This window comes from Bdellovibrionales bacterium, from assembly GCA_019750295.1.
Classification (GTDB): domain Bacteria; phylum Bdellovibrionota; class Bdellovibrionia; order Bdellovibrionales; family JAGQZY01; genus JAIEOS01.
This window is the reverse complement of the sequence record JAIEOS010000117.1, coordinates 1-23857: the sequence shown is the minus strand read 5'-3', so window position 1 is coordinate 23857 and position 23857 is coordinate 1. Positions and strand designations below refer to the sequence as shown.

General features: G+C 46.9%; 26 protein-coding genes and 2 pseudogenes. 10 read left to right on the top strand and 18 right to left on the bottom strand.

Annotation, left to right across the window (positions count from 1 at the left end; genetic code table 11):
• Nucleotides 1–24 precede the first annotated feature (24 nt).
• Nucleotides 25–279, bottom strand: a complete 255-nt coding sequence (locus K2Q26_14500) for a Smr/MutS family protein (protein ID MBY0316729.1) — start codon at nt 277–279, stop codon at nt 25–27.
• Nucleotides 280–325: 46 nt separating this feature from the next.
• Here K2Q26_14500 and orn point away from each other — a divergent pair, with 46 nt between their 5' ends.
• Both orn and K2Q26_14490 read left to right on the top strand, forming a co-directional pair.
• Nucleotides 326–847, top strand: a complete 522-nt coding sequence (gene orn / locus K2Q26_14495) for an oligoribonuclease (GenBank protein ID MBY0316728.1) — start codon at nt 326–328, stop codon at nt 845–847.
• 4 nt (nt 848–851) lie between these two features.
• Nucleotides 852–2243, top strand: coding sequence for a hypothetical protein (locus tag K2Q26_14490; GenBank protein MBY0316727.1), 1392 nt, complete (start codon nt 852–854; stop codon nt 2241–2243).
• 81 nt (nt 2244–2324) lie between these two features.
• Here K2Q26_14490 and ahcY read toward each other — a convergent pair whose 3' ends face one another.
• The 4 genes and pseudogenes from ahcY to ettA all read right to left on the bottom strand — a co-directional run bounded on the left by ahcY (nt 2325) and on the right by ettA (nt 7294).
• Entirely contained in the window at nt 2325–3614 is a 1290-nt protein-coding gene (gene ahcY / locus K2Q26_14485) for an adenosylhomocysteinase (GenBank protein MBY0316726.1), read from the bottom strand.
• A 249-nt stretch (nt 3615–3863) separates the two neighbouring features.
• Complete coding sequence (gene map, locus K2Q26_14480) at nt 3864–4619, bottom strand: type I methionyl aminopeptidase (GenBank protein MBY0316725.1); 756 nt, start codon at nt 4617–4619, stop codon at nt 3864–3866.
• 424 nt (nt 4620–5043) lie between these two features.
• Nucleotides 5044–5385: an SWIB/MDM2 domain-containing protein gene (locus tag K2Q26_14475; protein ID MBY0316724.1), complete on the bottom strand. Its 342-nt coding sequence runs from the start codon at nt 5383–5385 to the stop codon at nt 5044–5046.
• 228 nt (nt 5386–5613) lie between these two features.
• Nucleotides 5614–7294 (bottom strand): annotated as a pseudogene (gene ettA, locus K2Q26_14470) (energy-dependent translational throttle protein EttA).
• A 74-nt stretch (nt 7295–7368) separates the two neighbouring features.
• Between ettA and K2Q26_14465 the strand changes: the two are divergent.
• Complete coding sequence (locus K2Q26_14465; GenBank protein MBY0316723.1) at nt 7369–7593, top strand: hypothetical protein; 225 nt, start codon at nt 7369–7371, stop codon at nt 7591–7593.
• 57 nt (nt 7594–7650) lie between these two features.
• Here K2Q26_14465 and K2Q26_14460 read toward each other — a convergent pair whose 3' ends face one another.
• Genes K2Q26_14460 through K2Q26_14430 form a run of 7 tightly spaced genes read right to left on the bottom strand, consistent with a single transcriptional unit; the run spans nt 7651 to nt 12604 of the window.
• Entirely contained in the window at nt 7651–7977 is a 327-nt protein-coding gene (locus K2Q26_14460) for a BolA family transcriptional regulator (protein MBY0316722.1), read from the bottom strand.
• Nucleotides 7978–8019: 42 nt separating this feature from the next.
• Nucleotides 8020–8820, bottom strand: a complete 801-nt coding sequence (locus tag K2Q26_14455; GenBank protein MBY0316721.1) for a sulfite exporter TauE/SafE family protein — start codon at nt 8818–8820, stop codon at nt 8020–8022.
• Nucleotides 8807–9217 (bottom strand): hypothetical protein, encoded by a 411-nt coding sequence (locus K2Q26_14450; protein MBY0316720.1) that lies wholly within the window; start codon nt 9215–9217, stop codon nt 8807–8809. Before K2Q26_14450 ends, K2Q26_14455 begins: the two co-directional genes overlap by 14 nt.
• Before the next feature lie 19 nt (nt 9218–9236).
• Entirely contained in the window at nt 9237–10109 is an 873-nt protein-coding gene (locus tag K2Q26_14445) for a hypothetical protein (protein MBY0316719.1), read from the bottom strand.
• A complete protein-coding gene (locus tag K2Q26_14440) occupies nt 10099–10644 on the bottom strand; it encodes a TIGR00730 family Rossman fold protein (protein MBY0316718.1) in 546 nt (181 codons plus the stop codon). The genes K2Q26_14445 and K2Q26_14440 overlap by 11 nt, the downstream gene beginning before the upstream one ends.
• Nucleotides 10641–12032, bottom strand: coding sequence for a class II fumarate hydratase (fumC, locus tag K2Q26_14435; protein ID MBY0316717.1), 1392 nt, complete (start codon nt 12030–12032; stop codon nt 10641–10643). Before fumC ends, K2Q26_14440 begins: the two co-directional genes overlap by 4 nt.
• Nucleotides 12033–12052: 20 nt before the next feature.
• Nucleotides 12053–12604 (bottom strand): autotransporter outer membrane beta-barrel domain-containing protein, encoded by a 552-nt coding sequence (locus tag K2Q26_14430; protein MBY0316716.1) that lies wholly within the window; start codon nt 12602–12604, stop codon nt 12053–12055.
• Nucleotides 12605–12741: 137 nt separating this feature from the next.
• Here K2Q26_14430 and K2Q26_14425 point away from each other — a divergent pair, with 137 nt between their 5' ends.
• The 3 genes from K2Q26_14425 to grxC are packed head-to-tail and all read left to right on the top strand — an operon-like array spanning nt 12742 to nt 14498.
• Nucleotides 12742–13200: an EVE domain-containing protein gene (locus tag K2Q26_14425; protein MBY0316715.1), complete on the top strand. Its 459-nt coding sequence runs from the start codon at nt 12742–12744 to the stop codon at nt 13198–13200.
• Complete coding sequence (locus tag K2Q26_14420) at nt 13169–14203, top strand: tRNA-dihydrouridine synthase (GenBank protein ID MBY0316714.1); 1035 nt, start codon at nt 13169–13171, stop codon at nt 14201–14203. Before K2Q26_14425 ends, K2Q26_14420 begins: the two co-directional genes overlap by 32 nt.
• 43 nt (nt 14204–14246) lie before the next feature.
• On the top strand, nt 14247–14498 hold the full coding sequence (gene grxC / locus K2Q26_14415; GenBank protein MBY0316713.1) for a glutaredoxin 3: 252 nt from the start codon (nt 14247–14249) through the stop codon (nt 14496–14498).
• A 4-nt stretch (nt 14499–14502) separates the two neighbouring features.
• Here the strand turns inward: grxC and K2Q26_14410 are convergent, their stop codons facing one another.
• Nucleotides 14503–15489: a tRNA-dihydrouridine synthase family protein gene (locus tag K2Q26_14410; GenBank protein MBY0316712.1), complete on the bottom strand. Its 987-nt coding sequence runs from the start codon at nt 15487–15489 to the stop codon at nt 14503–14505.
• Nucleotides 15490–15587: 98 nt separating this feature from the next.
• Between K2Q26_14410 and K2Q26_14405 the strand changes: the two genes are divergently transcribed.
• Nucleotides 15588–16718, top strand: a complete 1131-nt coding sequence (locus K2Q26_14405; GenBank protein MBY0316711.1) for a 5-(carboxyamino)imidazole ribonucleotide synthase — start codon at nt 15588–15590, stop codon at nt 16716–16718.
• Nucleotides 16715–17230 (top strand): 5-(carboxyamino)imidazole ribonucleotide mutase, encoded by a 516-nt coding sequence (gene purE, locus K2Q26_14400; protein ID MBY0316710.1) that lies wholly within the window; start codon nt 16715–16717, stop codon nt 17228–17230. The genes K2Q26_14405 and purE overlap by 4 nt, the downstream gene beginning before the upstream one ends.
• Nucleotides 17231–17244: 14 nt before the next feature.
• On the opposite strand, the gene K2Q26_14395 is transcribed toward purE, so the two are convergent.
• From K2Q26_14395 to K2Q26_14380, 4 genes and pseudogenes are all read right to left on the bottom strand, one after another.
• Entirely contained in the window at nt 17245–18156 is a 912-nt protein-coding gene (locus K2Q26_14395; GenBank protein MBY0316709.1) for a hypothetical protein, read from the bottom strand.
• Nucleotides 18157–18229: 73 nt separating this feature from the next.
• Nucleotides 18230–18388 (bottom strand): hypothetical protein, encoded by a 159-nt coding sequence (locus K2Q26_14390; protein MBY0316708.1) that lies wholly within the window; start codon nt 18386–18388, stop codon nt 18230–18232.
• An 83-nt stretch (nt 18389–18471) separates the two neighbouring features.
• Nucleotides 18472–19056: a TonB family protein gene (locus K2Q26_14385; protein MBY0316707.1), complete on the bottom strand. Its 585-nt coding sequence runs from the start codon at nt 19054–19056 to the stop codon at nt 18472–18474.
• Between the two features lie 123 nt (nt 19057–19179).
• Nucleotides 19180–19539: pseudogene (locus K2Q26_14380) on the bottom strand (hypothetical protein).
• 535 nt (nt 19540–20074) lie between these two features.
• On the opposite strand from K2Q26_14380, the gene K2Q26_14375 reads away from it, so the two are divergent.
• Nucleotides 20075–21187, top strand: coding sequence for a CAP domain-containing protein (locus tag K2Q26_14375; GenBank protein ID MBY0316706.1), 1113 nt, complete (start codon nt 20075–20077; stop codon nt 21185–21187).
• Between the two features lie 53 nt (nt 21188–21240).
• Here the strand turns inward: K2Q26_14375 and K2Q26_14370 are convergent, their stop codons facing one another.
• Nucleotides 21241–23238, bottom strand: coding sequence for an LTA synthase family protein (locus K2Q26_14370; protein ID MBY0316705.1), 1998 nt, complete (start codon nt 23236–23238; stop codon nt 21241–21243).
• Nucleotides 23239–23359: 121 nt separating this feature from the next.
• On the opposite strand from K2Q26_14370, the gene K2Q26_14365 reads away from it, so the two are divergent.
• Nucleotides 23360–23857: aspartate kinase (locus tag K2Q26_14365; protein ID MBY0316704.1), on the top strand; the 498-nt coding region annotated here is incomplete at its 3' end.

The window sequence follows — 23857 nt, the reverse complement described above, 5'->3', positions numbered from 1 at the left end:
TTCAGAGGGCCGATACTAATCGGGTCAGTTTAAAAAGACAATAATAGAACCGGTGTTTTTATCCCCGTTGGGTAAATCCTCATAGGACCAAGGATAGCCGCCCTGTTTAAGATAGGAAATGACCTGGTTTCGCACGACGCCAGTTCCTTTACCGGGCATAATTTTGACCCGCTCGATGTGATGATGCTTCATGATAAATCTGTCCACGAGATCGTACACTTCGTCTTGCTTCTTTCCGTGCAGATCCAGAGTGGGCATCTTGATCTTTTTGGTACCCATTTAGCCACTTTAGAGAAATAATCGGAAAAAAGAAAGGCCTCGTCCTATGAAAAAACTGTTTTGGCTCGATATGGAGATGACCGGTCTTGAGCCCGAAATTGAAAGAGTCATCGAAGTGGCGGTAATTGTTACGGATCTCGACTTTAAAACCTTGGAGACGTATCACACCGTAGTGAAGCAACCGGAAGTCTTTCTTGAAAATATGGATGAATGGAACACAAAGCATCACGGCGAAAGTGGATTGATGGCCAAAGTCCCCGGAGGCAAAGAGCCCGAAGAGGTGGAGCAAGATCTCCTGGATCTGATTGATCGCCATTACAGCAAAGACGAGCGACCCATCTTGTGTGGCAACTCAATCTTTCAAGATCGTAAATTTATTGATCTGTATTTCACCAAACTCTCAAAGCGACTCCACTACCGAATGATGGATGTCACCGCCTGGAAGATTATTATGAACGCAAAGTATTTTGTGGAATATCAAAAACAAGACAAACACCGCGCTCTCGACGACATCTACGAAAGCATTGAAGAATTAAAAACTTTTTTAAAATTTGTAAAAAAGGATTAACTCTATGCCGACCGCACTCGCCAAATCTTACTACTCAAAAGGTCGCCAGCTGATGAGCTCGTTTTCCGAGGCGGAATACAACTATCGCATGAGCCGGCTTCTCTTTGCTGTGGTCTGCGCCGTCTACTTCTTTTATGGAGAGCTGGAATGGTGGTCGAAGGTCGATAGTTTTTTTTACCGCCCCGTGAGCGTGTTTCAACTCTTTGGTGCTAAATTTAACGATTATTTTTCGTATTCGTTTTTGTACGGAATCAAATTGTTAAACGTGGCGCTTTTTGCCGCTTTTGCATTTAAGTACCGAAGCAAAATTCTCAGCTCTCTTCTTTTTATTACAACGCTTTTTGTCGCCGGATTTCCCAACAACTTTTACATTACAGATCCTGTCTCGAGCGTGATTATGATCTTCACGACTCTCTTCGTGGTGAGCGACTGGGCTTTAAGTCTCAATGTAAATAGGGACACGGTTTCTCTTTGGTTCTTGCAAGCCGCACGTGTGTTTACCGTTTTGATGTACCTCGTGATCGGAGTGGCTCAACTCCGCGATGTCGGGCTCAGTTGGTTCACTTCGGATAATCTTGAAGTTCTTTTGCTCATCGCAGGTAAGGCGTGGGGTCAGGAACTGACGCGCTTTCCGGTCCTTCTGAATATTGCGGCTTTTTTAATCCTGCTTCTTAACGTGTCCTCTCCTCTGGCACTTTTCCTTCGAGGAAAGCTCTCACTGATATACCCGATTCTCTGGATCGCACTGCACACGCTCGCCTACTACAGTGTCAACTTGACGATGCCCTTACTGGGAATTGGTGTCCTCTTTTTTATTCCCTGGTACGCCCTGTTTCATGGCTTTCAAGAGCCATCGGAAATTAAACCCCCAGAGTTTGACCACCATCCTCAATTAAAATTTATCACTGTAGGCTTGGCGGCCATGACTTGGCTATCAAGCCTTACGCAGGTCGCGGTCTGGCCCATTCTTCCCTTTGATTTGTACAATCGAAATGTGGCCGAAGATCCTTATCGCAAAGTGGAGCTCTATTCTTACTACGATCAAGATCAACGGAAAAAACTTTTTAGAGTGTGGACCCACCCCTTCGATCGCCGGCATCTCAACTTTTTTCTTTCGCGAAGAATGGAGAAGAGTGAAGATCTAAAGAAGAAAACCTTGTTACATCTGGAGAGACTGATCTGCAAAAACATGCGCCTTAAAAATCGCACCCGAACCTACTTCCCACTCACTGTGGTGGTGTCCTATCTCGAAAAAGGGCGAGATATAAAAACAAAAGATTTTGAGAGTAAAGTGATTGCAGAGCAAGACATTCGATGTACCAAGTTTAGAGCTTCCATCACCCCTCCTAAGGCGAACGTCGCACCTCAACCCAATTCCAGCTCCGAGGCACAGTAGACCGCCGCACTCAATTGAAGGCCAAAAAAAAAGGGTAACTGATAGCAGTTACCCTTTTTCTCAATGAGCTGAGCCCTCCACTTAGTAGCGGTAGTGCTCCGGTTTAAATGGTCCAGCTTTTTTGATGCCAAGATAGCTCGACTGCTTATCTGTTAACGTCGTCAACTGAACACCAATTTTCTTAAGGTGGAGGCGCGCCACTTTTTCGTCGAGTTCTTTAGGTAAACGATAAACACCAATCTCTTGGTACTTTGCACTTTCGTTAAAGAGATCGATCTGAGCTAAAACTTGGTTCGTGAAGGACGCACTCATTACGAACGAAGGGTGACCCGTTCCACAGCCCAAATTCACTAAGCGACCTTTTGCAAGAACGATAATTTCGTTTCCGTTCTTAAGCTGGTGAATGTCCACCTGAGGCTTCACTTCGCGGACCTTAGAATTCGCGTTTAACCAAGCCATATCGATTTCGATATCGAAGTGACCAATGTTACAAACGATCGCCCCGTGCTTCATCTGGCTAAAGTGTTTTTCGGTGATGATGTCTGCACAACCTGTAGCTGTCACAAAAATATCAGCTTCGGCAGCCACGTCTTCCATTTTTACAACTTGGTACCCTTCCATTGCGGCTTGAAGAGCGCAAATAGGATCGATTTCGGTGACGACGACGCGAGCTCCAAAGTTTCTGAGCGACGCTGCAGAACCCTTACCAACATCTCCGAAGCCAGCGATCACGGCCGTTTTACCCGCAAGCATGACGTCCGTCGCGCGCTTAATGCCATCCGCAAGAGATTCGCGGCAGCCATAAAGGTTATCAAATTTTGTTTTCGTCACAGAATCGTTAACGTTGATCGCAGGGATTTTAAGTTTGCCGTCTTTTAACATTTTTTCGAGGTTATGAACCCCTGTCGTTGTTTCTTCAGAAACGCCCTTAATTTTTTTAAGCATTTCGGCGTACTCTGGTCTGTGCATCATGACGGTAAGATCGCCACCATCATCGAGAATGATATCGAAGCCGTCTTTCCAGCCTTCGATCGTTTGCTTCACACACCATTCGTACTCTTCTTCGGTCTCACCTTTCCAAGCAAATACAGGGATTCCCGCCGCAGCCATGGCCACCGCCGCATGATCCTGAGTCGAGAAAATATTGCAAGAAGACCAGCGAACTTCCGCACCGAGATCAACAAGCGTCTCGATAAGAACAGCTGTTTGAATTGTCATATGAAGGCAACCTGTGATGCGAGCCCCTTGAAGTGGCTTTTGCGTCGCATACTCTTCGCGAAGAGCCATAAGGCCTGGCATTTCGGTTTCAGCGATTTTGATTTCTTCACGTCCCCAGCGAGCGAGCTCCTCAAAGCGCTTTGGATTTTCCATAGCTTCTTTGCAAACGCGATAGTCGGGTTGTCCAGATTGTGTTTTAGGCAATGTATATTTCATTGTCGTCGCTCCTGTAAGACTCATAAAAACTCCTGTTATGTGGAATGCGTAATACATATGAAATAGCCGTAAACGCCTAAAGTATCAAGATAAAGCCTTAAAAGGTTCCAGGTTCCTTGTTAACAAAACTAAAACGGAGGCTGAGAGCCTCCGTTTTAGTTTTGTTAACAAGGAACCTGGAACCTTTTAAGGCAATGTGAGGATTTGGTAGCCCTTGTCGGTGATTAAAACCGTGTGCTCAAATTGTGCGGAAAGGGTCTTATCGGACGTTTCGTAGTACTTAATGGTCGATCCTGGAATGGAGAACTCTTTAATCGGCCGGTCATTAATATTGATCATCGGCTCCACCGTGATCGTGCCCCAGGGGAGCAACTTATCGCCGCGGCCTTTTTTACCATAAGAAGGGACAAAGGGCTCTTCGTGAAACTCCCGACCAATCCCGTGGCCACCGATCTCATGGACTACGGCAAAGCCTTTACGGGTCACATACTTATTAATTTCGTAACCGATATCTCCGGTCGTTCCGAAGGGGGTGATGGCCTCAATGCCCTTGTCGCGGGCCTTTTCGGCCACTTCCACGATCAGTCGGGCCTCATGGGAAACATTCCCAACAAAGTAAGTGGCCGAGCAATCTCCATGAAACCCATCTTTAAAAGTCGTCACATCAATATTCACGATATCGCCGTCTTTAAGAGGAACGTTGTTGGGAACCCCATGGCAGATCACATAATTGACGGAGGTGCAGATGGATTTCGGAAACCCGTGATAATTTAAAGGCGCCGGCCGAGCATTGTGAGACAGCGTATAATCATAAGCGATCTGATCGAGCTCGTTGGTCGTAACCCCCGCCTTCACAAATTTAGACACATGCACGAGAGTTTGAGCCGCCAACTGGCACGTCCGCTCCATAATCCGAATATCACTGGCCGTCTTCACATTCATAGCCCACAAAGCTATTAGATAACCCCAAAAATGTCCAGCCACACCGAAACTTTCGAAAATTTACAAACCCGCCCTTTCCCCAAAATCACATACAAAAACCGCCCCCAAAGCTTTATAACACTTGAGAGGCCCACCCCCGAACAAGAGCAAAAAATGAGAACATAAAGCTGACCCATAATTTTTTATTTTTAATTCTAGAACATTTTTATGAAAGAAGCTTTTCTCGACCATCCCGTGCGAGCGTTGCGTATCCGGGTTGCGGCAGGACGGGTACCCCCGTCGTGACGTAATCCGAAGACGCTACGCACCCGTCGAGGGCAGGGAGAGAAAAGCTTCTTTCATAAAAATGTTCTAGAATTAAAAATAAAAAAGGGAAGCATTTGCTTCCCTTCCCTATCGACATACAGTCTGCTTAACCTTGAGATTACTTAAGGTGTTTGCTGATGTATTTAGTCATTTCGAACATAGAAACTGTTCCACGACCACCGAATACTTTTTTAAGAGGTGCATCAGCGTTGATGTTTCTTCTGTTTTTCTTGTCTTGAAGATCATGCTTGTGGATGTAAGCCCAAAGTTTTTTAACAACTTCAGTTCTAGGAATAGCTTTAGTGCCAACAACAGCTGCAAGATCAGCACTTGGTGTCAACGGCTTCATGAAGCTCGCGTTCGGCTTTCTTTTTGTTTTTGCTTTTTTAGGAGCAGCAGTTTTCTTCGCGGCTTTCTTTACAGTTTTAGCTTTTTTAGCAGCTTTTTTCTTCTTTGCCATTAGGTGTTTCCTCCGTAATTACGTTTTTGCGAAGGGCTTCATCCCCCTCACACATCTACGTTGTTATAGGTACAGTCTTCGAGTCAATAGAAAAAAAACAATTCAATCCCACTTTTATTAGAGGGGAAACTCCGTTTTCCATTCGGGAAATCTCGGTTTTGCGGGATTTTGAGGGTATTTCCCCTCGAGAAACGGCGTTTTTCCGAGCGGAAAAACGCCTAATTTTGCCTAATTTTTAAATTTTCTGTACTTGATCCGCTTGGGAGTAAGAGTCTCAATCCCCATGCGTTTCTTGTATTCCTCTTCCCACTCGGAGTAGTTTCCAGAGTAGAATTGCACCGTACTATCCCCCTCAAATGCGAGTATATGAGAGCAGACGCGATCTAAGAACCATCGGTCATGCGAAATGATCAGAGCGCAACCACCGAATTCCAAGAGCGCTTCTTCAAGGGCTCGCATGGTATTGACGTCGAGATCGTTTGTCGGCTCATCCAGAAGTAGGACGTTAGCGCCCTCGAGGAGGAGTTTCGCCATATTCACGCGATTTCGCTCTCCGCCCGAAAGAGTTCCGACCTTTTTCTGCTGGTCTGTGCCATTAAAGTTAAAGCGCGAAACATACTGTCTGGAGTTCATTTCGCGGGAACCGACCTTAATCAGGTCGTGGCCGCCCGAAATCTCTTCCCAGATGGATTTGTTCGGATCGAGAGTGGCACGCTCCTGATCGACGTAAGCGAGCTTTACGGTAGAGCCGATCACCATCTCTCCACTGTCAGGCTTCTCTTTACCAGTAATCATCTTAAACAGTGTGGTTTTCCCCGCACCGTTCGGACCAATGATTCCCACGATAGCTCCGCGAGGGACAGAAAAACTTAAGTTATCGATAAGCAAGCGGTCGCCTGCGGCCTTAGAAATGTTCTTAGCTTCGATGACAGAATCCCCCCAAACGAGGACCTGGTGGGATGTAGATCTGCATCTCTTGAATTCTCTCGGGAGACGCCTCTTTGGCTAAATTCTCGTAAGCCGAGATTCGCGCCTTTGACTTGGCTTGGCGGGCCTTCGGAGACATACGAATCCAGTCGAGCTCGCGCTCCAGCGTCTTCATCTTCTTGGTCTCTTCGCGCTGCTCTTGGGCCTGGCGCTTATCTTTTTGATCTAACCAGGAGGAGTAATTGCCCTTCCACGGAATGCCCTCTCCCCGATCGAGCTCTAAAATCCATCCGGCAACATTATCCAAGAAGTAGCGATCGTGGGTCACGGCGATGACCGTACCGGGGAAAGTGTGGAGGAAATGCTCAAGCCACGACACCGTTTCGGCATCCATGTGGTTGGTCGGTTCGTCGAGGAGAAGAATGTCGGGATTCGACAAAAGCAAACGGCAAAGCGCCACGCGACGCTTTTCCCCTCCCGAAAGATTCTTAATCAAAGAATCTCCCGGAGGACAGCGAAGTGCATCCATCGCCTGCTCGATCTTGTTGTCGAGCTCCCAGCCGTCAGCAGCTTCGATCTTCTCTTGAATTGCACCTTGCTTCTCGATGAGCTTTTCCATTTTATCGGGATCTAAATTCTCGTCGCACAACTGCGTGCTGATGTCGTTGAACTCTTTGAGGTGTCGTGCAACATCGCCGGCGCCTTCCATCACCACATCTTTCGCAGTTTTTTCGGGATCGAGATTCGGCTCTTGCTCGAGATATCCGAGTTTATAGGCGCGAGCAGGAAACGCTTCACCGATGAAGTTTTCGTCTTTCCCTGCCATGATGTTGAGCAAACTTGATTTTCCACTTCCGTTCAAACCGAGCACACCAATCTTGGCGCCGTAAAAGTAGGATAAGTAAATATCTTTGAGAACATATTTGCTAGGTGGGTAAACTTTAGACACACCTTTCATCGTATAAATAATTTCTTCAGCCATTATCGTCCTCCAGAAAAAAAATTAACAAATTTCATTGCAATTTCGCTCAATGATTCTTAGGATTTTTAATCCTTATGACATCAAAGACCACCGGCACGCCATCACCAAGCTCCAGACCCCCATCGAAATCACGATTGGGAGATACTCTTAAGGAGCTCGATTTAGCCATAGATGAGTGGGACAAAATTACCAATAGTCCCTCCGAGGAGCAAGATCAATCTCCCACGGAGATGCAAAAGGACACCATAGATCTTCTCGAAAAACTCAAAAAACAGATCAACGAGCTCTCTAACGACTAATTTTTATGTGATTCTGAGCGAAAGCGAAGGACCTCACGCGCCATTGGACGAGCGAGGTTATTTGACTTTAGGGAGTACCGGCTTCGACTGACAGTTGGGGCTCACAAAGCTCTCTGCGCCCGAATCCTGCCACTCTTGCGGCGTGAGTAACCGCAGTGAGAGAGCATGAATGCCACTCGCCAGTTCCTCAGCGAACAAACTGTGGACGTCCCGCTGACGTTGCAGCCGCGACTTCCCCTCAAAGTTGGGAGATACAATCAACACTTTAAAGTGACTTTCCCCACCCAAACGCGCTCCATGATTTGCGCTTTCATTCTCGATGTCCCAGTGGGATGGATTGAGTTGCTTTTGAATTTTATCTTCGAGACGGCTTTGCAGTTTCATATAAAGTATTATGTAACAAACAAAAACGACAAAGGGAAGTTGTCAGTGGAGTTGAGCTTTGATCAACACATTGGCCGCCATCACCAATAGAACGGCGGCAATGATGGTCGCCTTCCATTGCACGGGAATCATGGGTTGTAATTTTTTAAAATAAACTCCGCTGAGACTGGCCACAATGAAAAGCGCAAAAGCCAACGGAAAGTGAATATAACCCGTGCCTCGAAATCCCATGATGAGATAACCCACGGTCCCCATCACCGTGGTGAGCATCGCCGTGAGATTGATCGTAGGCGTAAGCTGCTGGGCTAAAACGAGCCTTTGAGAGATTAAAAAGGGTCCGAAAAACAAACCGCCCCCCAGTCCCGAAAGTCCCGACAAAGCCCCCACGACAGATCCTAAGCCCACACACCTTATTTTACTCCGACGATCCAAATCGTGAAGCGCCCCTTGAGTCAGAGCGCGTCGCTTGTGATACGTCACCACCGACATCGCGAAAAGGGCCACCACCAACACGGACTGGATTGCGACTTCCGGGAGCCGTACCGCGATCGTAGGAATAAAAAAAGCCACCACCGATGCGGGGACGCCTAGCCACAATCCCACAGGCCACCTCACCGCTTTTTGCCGATGGAATATAAACGTATTGAATAAGGTGACTAAAAAGATCGTAAAAAGACTTGTGGCCACGGCTTCGTGAAGAGTCATTTTAAAAATGACCGGCAGCAGAGGAACCATAAAAATTCCGCCGCCAATTCCAAGAGTGGACGTCACAAGGCCAATGAGTAGGCCCAGGACAAAACAATAAATAAAGATTTCGGGAGGAAGGTAACTAAACTCGTGCATGGATGAGTTCTTTTACCCCTTCGGCAAATAGAACTTCGATTTTAGACGGATGAGCTTTAATCACAAAGCCCAATCCAAACTTAGGATGCATCAGCGATTCGTCAGACGCGAAAGTGGCTTTGACAGAGTAAGACTTTGCGGAGCCTTCCCCACGGTTTTCTTTGAGCGTAATCCAGGTGGAGGATGATTTAGGAGTTGTGGATTTTGCTGCACGTGGTTTTGTTGCTTTCGGTTTTTTCTCGGACACTCGATAACTCTTCTGTGATCCACACACTTCACATTTCACTTTTGCAGTCTCGGAACTGGTGTGCGCGATCACTTTAAAATATCGTTCCGTTCCGCACTTCTTACATTCGATGTAAACACTTTTAGCAACAGCAGGTAGAGATTCATTCATAGGTGAAGACCAATATACCTTAAATCGACGTCGGTTGGTACAAACTTAATGGTTCGCCTAGGTTTTTTGTCAAAACTTCATGGGGATTCAGGAAGTAAGGCCCCTCTTTTCGCTCTAATCGGGATTGTATGTCCCTAAGGCTAGAATCATCTTTAGGATGCACTTTTAAGCCGCTGGCCTTAAAGCGTGTATCAAAGTCGGCGATCGGTTTTTTAGATAAAAAATTCCCCCACTGCGAGGATTCCAACTTCACCCGATAGGTGAGGGTTCGCGAATAGGAATGAATCGGTGTGTACGCCGTGAGGATCTCAAACGGCCCGTAGTAAGAATGCAACTTCATCGCTGCATTCGCCCATTGCGTGAACCCCACCAAGATATTCACATTGGCGTACCAGAGACCAAAGGCTTTGGACAAAAATCCGAGTCCATAAAACTGTTTATCTTTAGGCAAAAAAGAATTCACCGTACATAAATTATGGGCACACCACTCTTCGTCCGGAGACATGGTCGGAATAATGATAAACAAGCTCAGCGGGGTCCACTCATGCTTTCCCTCCGCGTATCCAAAATGCGATCGCAGCTCATTGGGAATCGCAGAATTACGAATGGCAAAACCCGCCACAAATCCCGGAGTGATGGCACAGTCATAAAACACCCAACGAGGCATCGCCAAATTGCTCGGTCCGAAGGCCTGACCTTCAAGAGCTAAAATTTGATTCCCAAACTCAACCTCTTTCATCCACAAGGGATTAATAAAAACGGGCTTTTTCCCTTCGAACCAATCCAGTGGCGAGTGTGAGCCCGGCTTAGAGATTCGATTGTCCTCCCGCACGTAAACGTAGGGTTGAATATATTCGTTTTTAAGCCAATCAAGTCGAGGATCAACTAACATTGAGACCTTCTAAATGTATTTTTAATTCGGAATAGGAATTGACGACGGAATAACTCTCCAAAAGATTTTCATCTAAAACTTTTTTATTTTTTAGATCGCTCATCATTGAAAAGAAAGAATTCCAAAAGCCGTCAATATTCAAAATGACAATCGGATGGGTAATGAGACCGATGGATTTCCAAGTGATCACCTCGAGAAGTTCATCGAGAGTCCCTACTCCGCCCGGCAGGATCACAAACACATCACTGCGTTTGATCATTTCCTTTTTACGCTCCATCAAGTCTTCGACTTCCAGGAGTGTTTGAATTTTACGATGCGGAACTTCGGCGGCAAACATCGCCCGGGGGATTACCCCTACCACTTCCCCGCCGCCTTCAAGCACGCCATCAGCAAGAAGACCCATCATTCCGACAGTGGCTCCGCCGTAAACAAGAGTGTGCCTGCGGCTTGCCATCCAAAGGGCAAACTCTTTTGAAGTTCGGACAAGCTCCTCAACAAAATTGAGTTTGGAGCTACAAAAAATGCAAATTCTCATACTTTTAATGGACCGATCATATCTTGAGGACGCACCCACTTATCAAAATCTTCGCTGCTCATAAATCCGAGAAGAACGGCGGATTCTTTAAGGGTAATATTTTTCTCGTAAGCGTTTTTTGCAATCTTTGCGGCGTTATCGTAACCGACGTGAGGATTGAGCGCCGTCACGAGCATTAACGAATTGTTCATATGTTTTTCGATCTGCTGTGTGTTGGCCTGAATGCCATCCACACAGTGCTCTCTAAAGCTCGAACACGCATCAGCTAATAAACGCACCGAGTTTAAAACATTAAACACGATCACCGGTTTAAACACGTTCAGCTCAAAGTGACCTTGTAAGCCTCCCACAGTGACGGCCGCATCGTTACCAATCACTTGCGCGCACACCATGGTCATCGCTTCGCTCTGAGTGGGATTCACTTTACCGGGCATGATCGAACTTCCCGGCTCATTGGCAGGGAGAATAAGCTCGGCAATACCGCTGCGTGGACCGCTCCCCAACCAACGAATGTCGTTCGCAATTTTCATTAAACTACAAGCCACGGTTTTTAAGGATCCGCTGAGCTCCACAAGCGCATCATGAGTTGCCAGCGCTTCGAACTTGTTCGGCGCAGAAACAAAGGGAAGTCCGGTTTCTTTAGAAATCACTTCGGCCACGCGAGTGGCGAATTCCGGATGAGTGTTTAATCCTGTGCCGACGGCAGTTCCGCCAATGGCGAGCTCGAACACCGCTTTGAGAGAAGACTCTACACGCTCGATACTGCGATCCAATTGTGTCGTGTACCCAGAAAACTCCTGTCCTAACGTCAAAGGAGTGGCGTCCATCAAGTGAGTGCGACCGATTTTAATAATGTCTTTAAACTCGTTCTGCTTCTTCTTAAAGGAGTCGCGCAGTTTTTTAAGATTGGGCAAAAGATGATGATGAACGCGATCCACCACCGCGATGTGCATCGCCGTGGGAAATGTATCATTGGACGATTGACCTTTGTTCACGTCGTCATTCGGGTGAACGACACGTTCTTTCACCGAGCCCGTGGTGAGTTCACTGGCACGATTAGCGATCACCTCGTTGGCGTTCATGTTGGTTTGCGTCCCACTCCCCGTCTGCCAAACGACGAGAGGAAAATGCTCATCGAGTTTCCCCTCGATGACTTCATTGGCTGCCGAAATAATAAATTTGGCTTTGGTCTCGGGAAGTAAACCGAGCTTCCAGTTGGCCATGGCCGCACATTTTTTGAGAATCCCTAAGGCGCGAATCATCTCGCGAGGAAAACGATCCCCGCCAATTTTAAAATTCTCAAGAGATCGCTGAGTTTGCGCCCCCCAATACTTATCCGCGGGAACTTTTATTTCACCTATGGAATCTTTTTCTGTACGAAATGCCATGCTGTTTACTCCTTAACAAATTAAAATTGGAACCAAAGAGAGACGTAAGGACTGATTGAAGACTTCGTGATATCTGAGTCAAACTCTAAACCAGCACCGTCTTCCGCTTTTTTGTAATTGATCGACCTATACGAGATTTGCGGACCAATACTAAATGTTGATGTCAATGGAAACACCCATCCGATGTCGACCTGAGCACCCATACCATCCGAAAGCTCACGATAGGTAAGGCCCGACGTATTTGGATCGACTTCGTACTTTGACATGAGATAATAACTGAAGAGAGCGTAGAACCCACTGTAGTGGCTATATCCCAGCGTGGGTCCAACACCACTTGTCTTATCATCACCAATTTTCCCAGTTGTGTAAATTCCTCCTAAGTAAAGACCCGAGTAGTGGAGGTAAGCCAATTTGATATCGAACATCGTGCGCTTGGATTCGGAATCATCTGCAGCATTATTTTTATTAGTAGTTTCGTCTTTAAAGTAGCTAAATGCCGGAGCGAAAACGATCTGTTGCGCTTCACTCACACCAAAGGCGAACAAAAGCACGAATAGGGTTATAATACGCATAGACTCTCCTTTGTCCTCATAGGACAATTAATTTGGGAAATCCCATAACTTATCTCAACGCCCCTATTCTCTCATAGAGGGAAAACCAGTCAATCAAAGCGTGACATGTCACTCAGTTTCGTTTTACAAAATGCCCCATGCGCTACTGGTTAATGAAATCCGAACCCGATGTTTTTTCCATAGACGACCTCAAAGAGAAAAAAACAACACTCTGGGATGGTGTGCGCAACTATCAGGCTCGAAATTTCATGATGAATGACATGCAAGTCGGCGATACTGTGCTTTTTTATCACTCTAACGCCACGCCGCCAGGAATCGCCGGGTACGCCAAGGTGAGCAAAAAAGCAGCCCCCGACCCCTCACAGTTCGATAAAAAGAGTGAGTATTTCGACAGCAGCGCCACGCCAGAAAAGCCCCGTTGGTTTGGGGTGGAGGTGGCTTTTGTTAAAAAATTTAAGGAGCTCATTTCTCTGGAACGACTCCGCGAAACCAAAGGTCTCGAAAACATGCTTCTTCTCAGAAAAGGCCAACGACTTTCGATCCAACCTGTCACTGAGAAGGAATATGTCATCATCGATCGACTTTGTTCAAAATAATCTCCCTCCCATGGTGCTGATGGCGCCGATGGAAGGAGTGGTTGATCCGATTCTGAGAGAGTTGGTGTCAGCTCAAGGAGGAGTCGACCTTTGCGCGACGGAATTCGTTCGCATCACTCATCAACTTCTCCCCGAGAAAGTGTATTACCACTATTGCCCAGAATTACTCCATCAGTCGCGAACCCTGAGTGGAACGCCCGTGATGGTGCAACTTTTAGGAAGCGACGTCACCCTTATGGCAGAAAACGCCCAACGCGCGATCGAGTTGGGCGCCTTTGGTATTGATCTCAACTTTGGCTGCCCGGCGAAGACGGTGAATTCTCACGATGGAGGCGCCACACTCCTTAAAAATCCAGAACGCGTCGAGGCTGTGGTGAATGCGGTTCGGAAAGCCGTTCCTTCGCAGTTCGCAGTTTCGGCCAAAGTGCGCTTAGGCTTTGAAAACAAAGAACGTGTTCACGAAATTGCGAATGCCGCCGAAAGTGGTGGAGCCTCTTGGCTCACCGTCCATGCGCGCACCAAAGCCGAGGGCTATCGGCCGCCCGCTCATTGGGAGTACATTTCGCAAATGCGCGAAGCCGTAAAGATACCTGTGATCGCGAATGGCGACATTTGGTCGAAAGACGATTACGATCGCTGTCGGAACGTTTCCGGTTGCAAACATGTGATGATGGGCCGAGGCCTCATTGCTAATCCCGGCCTCGCCACGGAAGCGAAGACAGGGCAGCCTAAAAAACCATGGCACCAGTGGCAGACTCTGATCTTGAGTTATGTGCGGCTCTCGGAGCAACGCCTGTCTCCGCGCACGGCCGTGTGCCGATCGAAACAACAGCTTCGCATTATGGCTCAATCATATGGAGAGGCTAAACTGTTGTTTCAAAAAATCAAACAGCTCGAAAGTTTACCTCCGATCTACGACGTTCTAGAGAATCATTTCGCTCCAGAAATCACAGGACACTCTCAGGATTTAGCTCCCGAGATTATGATTCCCAAATATCTCTAACTTTGCTAAGAGATAAGGTAGCAATAATAAAGGAGATCCTATTATGGCTAAAGTTGTGATTTATTCTAAGACCTACTGTCCTTATTGCGATCGAGCGAAGGCTCTTTTTAAATCAAAAAATGTCAGCTACGACGAAATCAAAGTCGACGACGATCCCGCGCTTTACACGGAACTTAAGAACCGCACAGGAATGATGACTGTTCCGCAAATTTTTATCGACGATAAATTAATTGGCGGATACACCGACCTCGCGGCGCTAGATCAAAAAGGTGGACTCGATCCCCTACTTGTTTAAGCCGTTAAATTCGAAGCTCGGTTCTCTCGTGCATTAAAAACGCTTGGCCCTCGAGCTCATCGAGGGCGATCGCGATGTCGTCCCATTGTTTGCACTTCGTCATTCTCGACCAAATGTAGTGACCATAGTCCATCCATACCGAACTGGTTTTGATATAGAAAATATATTTTCGAAAAGCCACCGTCGGTTTAAACTTTTCTTGCATTTGCACCATCATCTTACGCGCACAAATAAAGTACTCCCGAGCTTCCTCTTGAGGCGTCCTCGGTGCACGGCCTTCTTTCCCCTCGGGATTCTCAAAGCCCATCTTCTCTCCATACTGCCACATCAACCAGGGGCGCGCCACAAGAGCCCTCCCCACCATGGCCATATGACAGTCGGTCTTCTCTAAAAGAGAGATGGCATCCTCTGCGGTCTGCACATCGCCATTTCCTATCACCGGAATTTTTAATTCTTTTCTTAAAAATGCGATTTGCGACCAGTCCGCCTCACCTTTGCGCTTTTGTTCTACGGTTCGCGGGTGGAGCGTGATCCATGCCGCGCCGGCGTTTTCTAAAGCTCGAGTAAAGTTGAGAAGTTTTTGCGGATCACTCTCAAAGCCCGCACGAAGCTTCACAGAGACCGGGAGTTTCGTGTTCCGCACGGTCATCTCCACAACCTTCGCGGCGTAATCCACATCTCCCATGAGAGCGACGCCATAGTTGTGGCGAAGAGCTTTCTGCACAGGACAACCCATATTGATATCGATGGCATGAGCCCCGTGATCTTCGAGCTTTTGGATCGAGGCCGCGATGAATTTTTCTTCGTTCCCTAAAATTTGCGGCGCCCAAAAATCATCTCCGGCGCTATTCATCCCCTCGGCCACTTGAGTGAGATCCTCGTAGGGCAATCGACGGGTGCTTAACATTTCGCTGGGCCAAATGGTCTTTGCTCCCTTAGGCATATATTCGCGAACGACGTCGCGCAAACAGACGTGACTCAAGCCCACCATCGGCGCCAAACATAAAGGGAAATTGGTTTTAAGGGGTGTAAATTCTGGGGTCACCACTCAACCATTGACCCAAGAATCAAACCATGTCAAACGAGGATATGTTCAAAGCGGGTTATAAGCTAGGAATTCTCGGGGGCGGCCAATTAGCGCGCATGCTCACCCTCGCCGCACACAAAATGGGATTCGAAACTCACATCTACTCCGAATCCTCCGACGATCCCGCAGCCCAAGTGACAGCTCATCACCACAAAAATAAAATGAACGATGAAAACGCTCTCCGCCAGTTTCTCGGCGAGATGGATGTCGTCACTTTCGAGAGTGAATTCTTAGATGCCGAACTGCTCGCTCGCGCGAACAAAGGTAAAAACCGTTTATTTCCAACCCCCGAATTGATGGGCGTCTTGCAGGACCGTAAGACTCAAAAGCAACTCTTCGATGATCACTCCATCCCTACGGCTCCTTGGCTCAATATCGAAAATAGCGAACAAATGTCTCAAGTGTTGGGTCAACTCGAAGTCCCTCTGGTTTTAAAAAAACGACGTTTTGGTTATGACGGCTACGGAACCTATGTTATTCGCGATCAGCAGGCCGCAAACGAAATGCTCGCCCGCCTCGAAGCAACACCTGCTCTTCAAAACGAAAAATTTATCGCCGAACAATTCATTCCGTTCCAAAGAGAACTGGCGTGCATCTTTGCAAGAAATCGGAAAGGCGAAGTGACCCACTATCCGCTGGTCGAATCCTTACAAAAAGATTCGCGCTGCTTTTGGACCATGGGACCGATTCAAAATAAAAAGTTCATGACACTCTCAAAAAAAATAAAAAAGTTTTTGAACAAAATAGATTATGTCGGCGTCATGGGTATCGAATTTTTCGAAACTAAAAAGGGATTATTCGTTAACGAGATTGCTCCGCGGGTGCACAATTCTGGCCACTACACCATGGACGCTTTTCAAGTGGATCAATTCGCTCTCCACTTAAAGGCCGTCATCGGCGCCTCCCTCGAGATTCCAACGTCTCCTCACGGCGGCTTTGCCATGGTGAACCTGCTCGGTGAAAATGAAAACGTCACCCCTCAATGGAAAGTCTCCGAGGATGTGGCGATTCATTGGTATGGGAAAAAACAAAACCGCGTGGGCCGCAAGATGGGACACATGAACAGTGTAGGATCTAATCCTAAGAAAGCCCTCAAAAAAGCGCTCAAGGCGCGAGAGAAAGTTCAGTTATGAAAAAATCTAGAGCACAAAAAGATGTGGCCATTGCCATGGGAAGTGATTCTGACTTACGCGTGATGAACGACGCGGCCCAAGTTTTAAAAGATTTCGGCGTGAGCTTTGAAGTTCGGATCCTCTCAGCTCACCGCACGCCCGAAGCCATGCTCGAATTTGCCGAAACGGCCTCCGATAAAGGATTTAAAGTGATTATCGCGGGAGCGGGCGGCGCCGCTCACCTCCCGGGAATGATGGCCTCGGCCACAACCCTCCCGGTCATCGGTGTTCCGGTCAAATTAAAACATTTGAATGGGATTGATTCTCTGCTCTCGATCGCGCAAATGCCGAAAGGAGTACCGGTGGCCACCGTCGCCATTGATAATGCGTCCAATGCCGCTCTCCTCGCCGTTCGAATACTCGCCGTCAGCGACACTCAACTCACCCAAAAGTTGACCGACTATAAAAAGTCGATGAAAAAAAAGGTGACTAAAGCCGACCTTAAAGTCAAAACCCGTTGGAAAAAGTCTTAACTGGCCGAAGACGCCTAAGGCTTTAGGGTGACGTATTCAGGGTCTCCCAAACCTTGTTGGAGGGCGGGAAGCTGAGTCAAAAGATGGCTCGCTCCATAAACGATCAAGACATTTTTGTGGGCATTAAGATGAGTCGCAATCTGCTTCACAATAAAGGCATCACGAAAGCGACCTACGCGATGAGAAATCCTCTGAGTGAAATACTTGCCGTGACTGTAAGGGGCCGATTCCTCTTTATCGAAGTTTTTGGGGAAGTCTTTCCGATTTTTCTGTTTGTACCACACTTTAAATTTATCGTAGTTGGTGCAGTCGTTAGCCGGGATTGAAAACTGTCGGCACGTGTAAGCAATAAAATCACCCGCCGTTTTTTCTAGAGATTTTTTCTCCAATCGCTTCTGCCGCACCCACTGAGGGTACTGGCGAACTAAATAATACCCGACCATATCTTCGGGAGAGTATTTCTCAGCCAGCATGGCTTGATAAACATCCAGATCATCGGGCTCACCACCAAAGAATGGAATCTCTCGCGTGGTGGCCAGCACAGCGGAATAGCCCGACTCCCCATCGCCGACGAATTCATCCTCCCAAGTGGCAGACGCCGTTTTTAAAACGGCAAAAGGACTCTCACCCATAGAGGCAAACACCCCCTCGATAATCACGGCTTTGATATTGTAATCCTCAAAGGCTTGCCGCACTAACTTGAAGGTCGGAGAATTCACATGGTTGTCATGATGGGCGGCAAGATAATATAGCTTTTTCCCCTTGTTTTTAAAAAGGGCCACGTAGGGAGCTGGATGAGGGGCTGTTTTCTCTAGATCTTCGGTCCAAGGTACATTTTGCTTTGGATCCAGCTGAATGGGCTTCGACGAGCACGCCGAGAATGAAAGAACTCCAATCACAAAATAAAAATAAAAAGATATCTTCATGGCCCAAAAATAAAACTGGAGCCCACCCTTCGCCAGCAAATAATTAAAAGATGTATTTTATCTCTTTTCGATTTTAAAGCTTACAGCGAATCAGAGCGCGGTACTCTGTGGTCTGCTCATCTAATTTAATTCCGCGGACGCGGTTCACCACGAGGTACCCCTTAGGGCAAAGATCTTGAGCTTTGGTGTAGCAGTCTTGGACCTCGTTACGACAAATTACAGTGAACTGCATTCCTGCGTTCTCATCGCTCGGTGGAGAAGAGCACGAGTTTAAAATGAGTAAACCCAAGATGAAAACGCTTTGAGTGAATGACATTATTCGACGAGTTTATAAGAAACAGGTTGTTCCTTCCAGATCGGCTTTTTCGGAAAATTATCTGGAAAAGGTTTAAACGGGCTCGAAGCCGCGATTAATTCTGTGGCGGCCTGATTCAATGCTTCGTGAGGGCTCTGCTCAATCACTCGAATATCAGTTAATCGGCCATCCGGGTTGACGTTAAAGCCGACTTTCACATCGCCCTCTTGGCCTAAACGTCGAGCCATTTTGGGATACTTTTGATTGACCTTAATCCACGCCGATAACTCTGTGAAATACTCGAGGGGTTTTGTTCCACCTTGTCCAAATGTCCCTTCGGACTGTTCGGTCTCCTCTTGCGCCACACGCTCATTGGTTTTGACGGCGTTGGGATCGTTCTCCATAGGAACCTTGGGCTTGAGAACTTTATCCGCCTTAGGCTTTGGGGGATTGATCTTCGTGCCTGTATTTTCTCCCATAAGAAGAACATCGCTGTCCGTGTAGACTTCTTTTTTGTTCCACTTAAGATCAATAATCATCGAGGCGAAGATCAGACCGTGAACGAAAATACTCGCAACTATAAATTTAATTTCTCTCGATTCCATGAACTTCGTATATAAGCACTGGTTGGGCAGAAATGCAAAAACTCATTCTTGGACCGCCTCGTCTAAAATGACCTCGGCGCAAGAATGAGTTTTTTAAGGAAATTACAGATTTAAGCAAAAATATTATCGACGGCCCGATTTGATCTTCTTCTGCAATTTAGCAATGAGATGTACGGCCATTTTCTCATGAACTTTACACATTTTAAGTTCATCCTTACGATACGAACGCTGACTCGGAGTTAATGTTCCTGTCTCTAGTTCCATTTCGTAATCCATTTTACTGGCGCGAATCCCTTCGAGCTCTTTGGTCTGCTGCTTAAATAATTTGCTAACTTGACTCAATGGACCCACTTCGATCCATTCTTCCTTCTGGCGGTACCAGGTCACCATACGCAAAAAACGCGCTTTGTTTTTAGCCAACGTAAATTTTGGGTACTGAGACTCATCGAGTTCTAATATATTGTCGTATTGATCGATCTCATCAATGTCATCGAGGTGCTGAAAAACCACTTCTTTTTCCACTTCTTGATTCTCAACTATTTCCAAAACACCCTCCTAAAGCTGTCTTATGGTCTTAACGTAGAGGGATAGAGGTAACACAGAATAACAAAAATTGCACCTCGTCATGAAAAATATACAGTTGAACAGTGAAATTCCGCGCAGTTTAGCTTAGAACTTGAGCAGGGCCTTCCCTCTTGGAAATTCAGTGTCAAACTAGAACCAGCCAGCGGTCTGAGGACCTCCATCTCACCATCAAAATGCAAACCGGGGCCCTTGGCGACTTGTTCGACAGTTTCTGCCAAATCCTCAGAAGATCTCACCTCTTGCAAGGAGGTAGAAAGTGACTAACCTTTTTTCACCCGGACCTTAGTCATACGTTTACCGCGTTCTTTCGCCGTTAATTCATAAATCTATCAATTATTAATTCAGGACCTTGGGTGGGGAGCCGAAGAAAAAGCAGGCGAACTGCTGCACGTGATTCCCGCCAATGAGAAACAACATTATAGGGAGATTTCGTATGAAGAAGTTGATACTACTTCTTGCGGCAGGACTGTTTACAGTCAACTGCGGTAAGAAGATGAGCGCGCAGAATATCGATGCTGACCAACAGGCACAGTCCTCACAATATGCACCGGTCCTTAACGCCGACCTCGGCACGACCAACACCACTACCACTCACACCACTCCGCAACCGGATCTGAATCAGATCTTAAATGTGATTGGTTCGATCCAAAATAACAACAACTCGGTTGGACTTGGGAATATGCTCGGTGGACTGTTTGGTGGTGGCAACGGAACGACCGCTGGACTCACAAACATCATCGGAAATCTTTTTGGTGGGAGCGGCGCCTCGGGCTCTAACGGCACTTGCTCAACCATTTCGAGTCTTTTAGGAATTGGATCTCAGATCTTCATGGGTGGAAATCCTTTAGTCGGCGCTGCGGTGCCTACGATCGCGAACCTTCTCTTAGGTTGTGGGGGATCGGCCAGTGGCCTTGCAGGACTATTACCCACGGGCCATAGCGGAGTCACTCAGGTGATCGGTCAATTAGCAAATCTGATGCTCCAAAACAACGCTGGGGCGAACCCCTTCTCGGCTCTTCTCAATATTCAAAACATTAATGACGTGAGTGGCATGATCAACATCCTGACGGGTCTTGTCGGTCAAAGTGGCACTCCGGAATTGGCGTCGCTTCTCCAAACCGTGCAGACTTACGCCGGCTTCTTAAATAACGGCACAGTGAATCCTGCCTGCGGAAGCATGAATCCTGTGGCTTGTCAGGTTTTTGGTTTCATCAACCAAATTCGTAAACAGAACGATTTATCGATTCTTCCCTTCAACCCGATTTGTGCCCAAGCGGCGCAGTCTCACTCTCAGGACTTATCTTTAAACTCGCTTCTCTCCCACTTCGGATCTGATGGCTCTACTCCCGAGGACCGTGTTGCTGAACTCGGCCTTGTGGGCACTGTGGTGGAGAACATCGTTAAGGGTAAAAAGTTATCGGCTGCCGAAGCTGTCCAAATGCTGTTAGCATCTCCCAAAAATGCTCAACACATCATGGACCCAAATCTAAAGTCCCTCGGGATCGGATTCTTCGACGGTATCTTTACTCAATGCTCAGTTAAATAGAATGTACTAAATAGACTTTCTTAAAAAGTTTAAAGAAAAACAAAAAGCATCAACTACGGTTGGTGCTTTTTGTTGTTGTAGAGCATGTAACGAGCGGTTTCGTAATAGGCTTGAGCTAAGGCCTTCATGCGTTGGAAGAGTTCGGGGAACTGCTCTTTCACATCCTTAGCCCCCGAATCGGCGCTGTAATTATAAAATTGATCACCGACCACGTCATCGTGTCGGTAGTAATAGTCCTCGTTAATAAGCCCGTACTCGTTAGCCACCGAACTGTAATTATATATAAATGCATAACGTTCTTGATCAAAACGTGAGTCAAAAAGATTGCGGCCGAGAGTCGTGTTCACATGGTTGACTCGCGCTAAGGATGCCGCTGTCGTCATGACATCTAAGTGACTTGCGGGACGGGAATCATTAAACGTGTTGGGAAAAAGATGCTTATTATGGAGAATGAGTGGAACATGATATTTTTCGAGGATCAAAGCTTGCCGCGCTTCTGTGACATTGATTCCCCCATCGTCAGGCAATCCATGATCTCCGGTGACAACAAATAGCGTGTTTTTATAGTAGCCGCTCTTGCGCGCCAGCTTAAAGAAATATCCCAAGCTGAAATCCGAAAATCTTAACGAGTTGAATTGCTCCAAAGAATAAAAACCGGCCTCTTTGAGGCTTTTTAAATCCACATTTAAATTTTTAAAACCTTTAGAATCTTTGGGGATGGTGTACGGCCGATGGAAGCTGGCCGTTTGAATAACTGCAACAAAGGGTTTGTCCTTGGGGTGCTCAGCAAAACGACGGTGGGCTTCAATAAAAAGATCCAGATCGGAGATTCCCCAAACGTCGGTGCGACCTTTGGCAAACGAGCCCTCTTCGATGATATCAATGCCTTCGATGTTATGAGAAAAGATCCCGCGAATATTGGCCCAGCTGGCGCTTCCCCCTAAAAAATACCATTTTTTATAGTTGTTGTAATCGTTCATGATCACGTGCTGATCGACGGTCAACGGATTGCGCGAGGATGTTTCGCCCTTATAAACATCGGGGATCGCCGTCATGATGCCGAACATATTTCTCGCTGTTCCTTCGGTGGGACTGTAGTAGTTGGAAAACCAATAGCTGTCTTTGGCGAGAGCCTCTAGAGAGGGAGTGGGACGTAGCGGATTGGCGGTGAGACTTGTCTTACTGATGGCCATGGATTCCATGACGATAACAACCACATTCAAAGGCGGAGTTCCCGCGGGATGAGCAGAGGCCCCTTCGGCCGCGAAAACTTTTCGGGAGAAGTTCAAAGTGTTTTCATCGGGCTGATCCACACCCAAATAAGAAGCAAGAATCGAATAACTTCCTCTCACCTTATCAATATCCACGGTTTTCCGATCCTGAAACTCGGAAGTTTCGACTAAGTATAAAACGGGGTTGAGCGAGAGATGAGATAAAAAGTGATGCGGCGAAAAGAAAGCGTCACTCCAGCGTAAAGGATACTGGGAAAAGTGCCCGTAAAGGCCATAAAAGAAAACCACAACAAACGAAAGTAAAAGCGCCGAGGGTGGAATCCAAATAATGTAGGTCTTTCTGGTCTTAAGAATAAGGCTCATAAATAGGCGGTAGTAGATCCCCAGGAACAATAAAAAACCGAGAGTGATCCAGATCACCGGATAAGACTGCCAAAGCATTCGCCCCGAGATGTCGGGATCTTTGAGAAAGGCGAAAACGGTGGAGTTGATTCGCGTCGCCAGATACCCAAAGTGACCAAAATCTAAAATGTAGGTGATCGCCACCCCAGCCATCAAAAAGACGTAAACTATGCTCCATACGCGGCGGGTTTTTAACGAGGTTAAGGGCTGAAAATCCCCCCATCCCACAAAAATCAAAGGGAACGCCATCAAGAGTATAAGACGAAGATCAAATTTGGCGCCGAGATAAAAGGCCTTCACAAGCTCTGCCCCGCTATAACCGGAGGGAGTATTAAAAACGAAATAAAAAATCACTCGAAGCAGTGATAAGAAAAGGAGATGGAATAGGACAAAGCGGAACAAAACTCGAATCTTCATAAGGAATATCTCCTTATACAAAGCGAGGGGCCGCCAAGCAATCAATAAAAGCCTAGAATCATTTCAAAATTTTTAAAACCCGCTTCTATTCACCCCCATTTTTTGATATGACTGCCCCGGCATGAATAAAAGAGAAAAAGCGGATCAAATTATTGTTAAAAAATTCGGAGGCACTTCGGTCGGCTCCATCGAGCGGATCGAACGTGTGGCGGATCGCCTGATCGAAGATCACAAAAAAGGTCAGCGTTTTGTCGTGGTGGTCTCTGCCATGGCCGGTGAAACGAATCGTCTTGTGGCGCAAGCTCAGGAAATCCTCCCCGGCTTCCGCGGCCCTGCCTACGACATGCTTGTAGCCTCTGGCGAACAGGTTTCTGTTTCGTTACTTTCCATAGCTCTTGAAAAACGCGGATACAAAGCTCACCCATTTCTCGGTTTCCAGTTGGGAATTCAGACCGACTCTCTCTACTCTCGCGCCCGCATCACCAATATTAAAACCGAGAATCTTTTAAAATCTTTGGAAAACGACGAAATTCCCGTGATTGCCGGTTTCCAAGGAATTGATGATCAGTTTAATATCACCACTCTTGGTCGCGGAGGTTCAGACACCACGGCCGTGGCC